The organism is Bradyrhizobium sp. MOS001, from assembly GCF_004634465.1.
Lineage (GTDB): Bacteria > Pseudomonadota > Alphaproteobacteria > Rhizobiales > Xanthobacteraceae > Bradyrhizobium > Bradyrhizobium barranii.
Genome location: NZ_SPVJ01000136.1, coordinates 1 through 2,692, shown reverse-complemented (window position 1 = coordinate 2,692; position 2,692 = coordinate 1). Strand labels below are relative to the sequence as shown.

The 2,692-nt window shown below is 57.5% G+C and carries 2 protein-coding genes; one reads left to right on the top strand and one right to left on the bottom strand.

The window, feature by feature from the left end:
- Positions 1–277: 277 nt before the first annotated feature.
- Positions 278–514, bottom strand: coding sequence for a DUF1127 domain-containing protein (locus tag CT676_RS43410; RefSeq protein WP_224517759.1), 237 nt, complete (start codon positions 512–514; stop codon positions 278–280).
- A 164-nt stretch (positions 515–678) separates the two neighbouring features.
- Between CT676_RS43410 and CT676_RS43405 the strand changes: the two genes are divergently transcribed.
- Positions 679–2,253 (top strand): winged helix-turn-helix domain-containing tetratricopeptide repeat protein, encoded by a 1,575-nt coding sequence (locus tag CT676_RS43405; protein ID WP_085399438.1) that lies wholly within the window; start codon positions 679–681, stop codon positions 2,251–2,253.
- The last annotated feature ends 439 nt before the right edge of the window (positions 2,254–2,692 follow it).

Here is a 2,692-nt window from a genome sequence, read left to right as displayed (position 1 = left end):
TTCAGACGGCCCATCATGGATCGACCTCGTCGCGATTCGCGTCAACACAACGGAATCACGCTTGCCGGCTCGTCTCAACTGACTTTTGCAACAAAATCGGCCCTTCGCAGACGTGGCGTTGCTCGATGCTGATTTCGGCTTGTGACCCCAAGCTGGCGTGTTGGGGCGTTGGCGCGGTGTCGGCCTTTGACCCTAAGCGCAAGCCGGTATCTGGGCCGCCAAGCGGCTCGCGTCGACCAATTTCCAACGGACCGTCCACCGCTCCCGGAGGTCGACGTCATCCGACCGATCGTATGCCTCGCGGGTCAGTATGTCGGTTCGAGGCCACGTAGTCGATCTCGCCATACGTAATCCCGATATCCTTCAGCTCCTGATCACTTAGGTGGCAAAGATCGCGCCGCAGCCGCTCCCATTTCCGCCACTCTTGAAAAGCGTTCCAGCAATTCTTGAAAACGCTGACATTGCGTCGCTGGGAGTCTGCCGTCTGGACCAAGCCCGTTGTCTGATAAATCATGCTCATCGCAGTATCCTCGGGCACCGTGTTTCCACCCTGGCATGCTGCCAAAATCCGGCCCGGCACGCTTGATCTGCTGCTTACATTTTCCTTACGGACAGCTTATTCTTTGTTTTCCAAGTGTTGCCGGGCCTGACCGGAGACCGTCCAAGGGATTTCGCGTCTTGCGCTATCTCTTCGAAGACTACGAACTGGATTCCGGCCGCCGCGAGCTGTACCGCGACACAAGCGTCGTTGCCCTGGCGCCACAGACCTTTGACTTTCTGGACTACCTCATCCGCAACCGCGAGCGCGTGGTTTGCAAGGATGAGCTCATCACAGCCATTTGGAAGGGGCGGTGCGTGTCGGATGCCGCGCTGACGACCCGCCTGAATGCCGCTCGGTCCGCAATTGGCGATTCCGGGGAGAAACAGCGGTTGATCAAGACGCTGCCAAGGAAGGGCTATCGCTTTATCGGTAAGGTGCAGGAGGCTGACGGCGCCCCCACTGTGGCGGTCACAGAAATCCAGAGGGAGACGGCTAAACCCGCCCTCCCACTTCCCGATAAACCGTCGCTGGCCGTTCTGCCATTCACCAACCTGAGCTCCGATCCAGAGCAGGAGTATTTCGCCGACGGCATGGTCGAGGACATCATCACCGGCCTTTCACGGTCCAAATCGCTGTTCGTCATCGCGCGACAGTCCACTTTTACCTACAAAGGCAAGGCTATCGACATCAGGCAGGTCGGGCGCGAGCTGGGCGTTCGGTATGTGCTCGAAGGCAGTGTGCGCAAATCCGGCGATCGAGTTCGCATTGCCGGGCAGTTGATCGAGGCCACGACGGGTGCTCATCTTTGGGCGGACCGGTTCGACAGCCAGCTCAAAGATATCTTCGATCTGCAGGACCAAGTGACGAGTAGCGTGATTAGCGCGCTCTTTCCTCAATTGGAGCGCGCCGAGATAGAGCGCGCAAAACGCAAGCCAACTGAAAATCTTCAGGCCTACGACTACTATCTGCGTGCACTCTCGAGCTTCTATGAATTCACCCGCGAACAAAACATTGAAGCCCTCAGACTGATCCGGCTTGCTGTCGAGATCGATCCCGGATTGGCCTCAGCATACGCGCTTGGTGCTTATTGCTATCTGCAACGAAAGATCTTCGGCTGGACGATCGACGCGGATCAGGAACTGAACGACACCCGACGGTTGGCAAGGCGTGCGATCGAGCTCGATAAGGATGATCCAACCGTACTCGTGAGAGCCGGGCAGGCAATTGGCGCCGTATTATACGAGATGGACGATGGCGTGGCCCTCGTCTCCCGAGCGCATGAGCTTAACCCGAACTTGGCTGTCGCACGGTATACGATCGGCTGGGAACACATACGGCGCGGTGACATAGAGGCGGCGCTCAAGCAGTTCCACGCCGGGGGGCGTTTAAGCCCCATGGATCCGTTTCTTTTTCTGCTGCAGACCGGCATAGCGTTTGCGCATTTCTTGACGGATCGATACGAGGACGGGTCATCATGGGCCAAGTCGGCTGTGCTGCACCGGCCCAACTATCTCAACGCACAATTTATTCTGGCGGCATGCCACGCGATGTCTGGAAGGGTCGAGGAAGCCCGGATGATCGGTGCACGCCTGGTGGAAGCGAGGCCGGCTCTGCGCGTCTCCACACTCGTTCCAAAGCTCGCTCGATTTTACAGGCCGGAACACCTCGAAAGGATAGCGCGAGCTTGCCCCATCATGGGTCTCCCCCCATGAGTGCTGCGGTTGCCGGGAAATACTGGTCTCATTCCAATTCCCATCAACGGCGCAGTATGCAATGTCGGCTTGTGGCCGATTGTGTTGCAAAAGTCGAAAGTTGCAGGGCTCAAGATTTTTCGCGAAAACACTAAGCAGCGAGCGATCGCTGATTCGTATGACCTCAATCGCGCTACCGAAGTCGCCTGTGAATTTTGCGTGAGGCCGTGAGGTCCCCCGCATCTTGTACGCGAAAGTCGCGCCCACGGCCCGCAGAATTTTGGTCATCGGCGAAAATCGACTTTTGCAACAATATCGGCCCTTCGCAGACGTGGCGTTGCTCAATGCTGATTTCGGCTTGTGACCCTGGCTGTGTGAAAAGCCACGAGTCGGTTACGATTCCTCCGTTTCCTGATGGGGGATATGGATGGGACGCTTCGTTGAAGGCGCGGACAGATCC

Bases quoted from the DNA above. Each gene is read 5' to 3' on its own strand.
- CT676_RS43410 (WP_224517759.1), bottom strand. From the start codon at position 514: ATGATTTATCAGACAACGGGCTTGGTCCAGACGGCAGACTCCCAGCGA.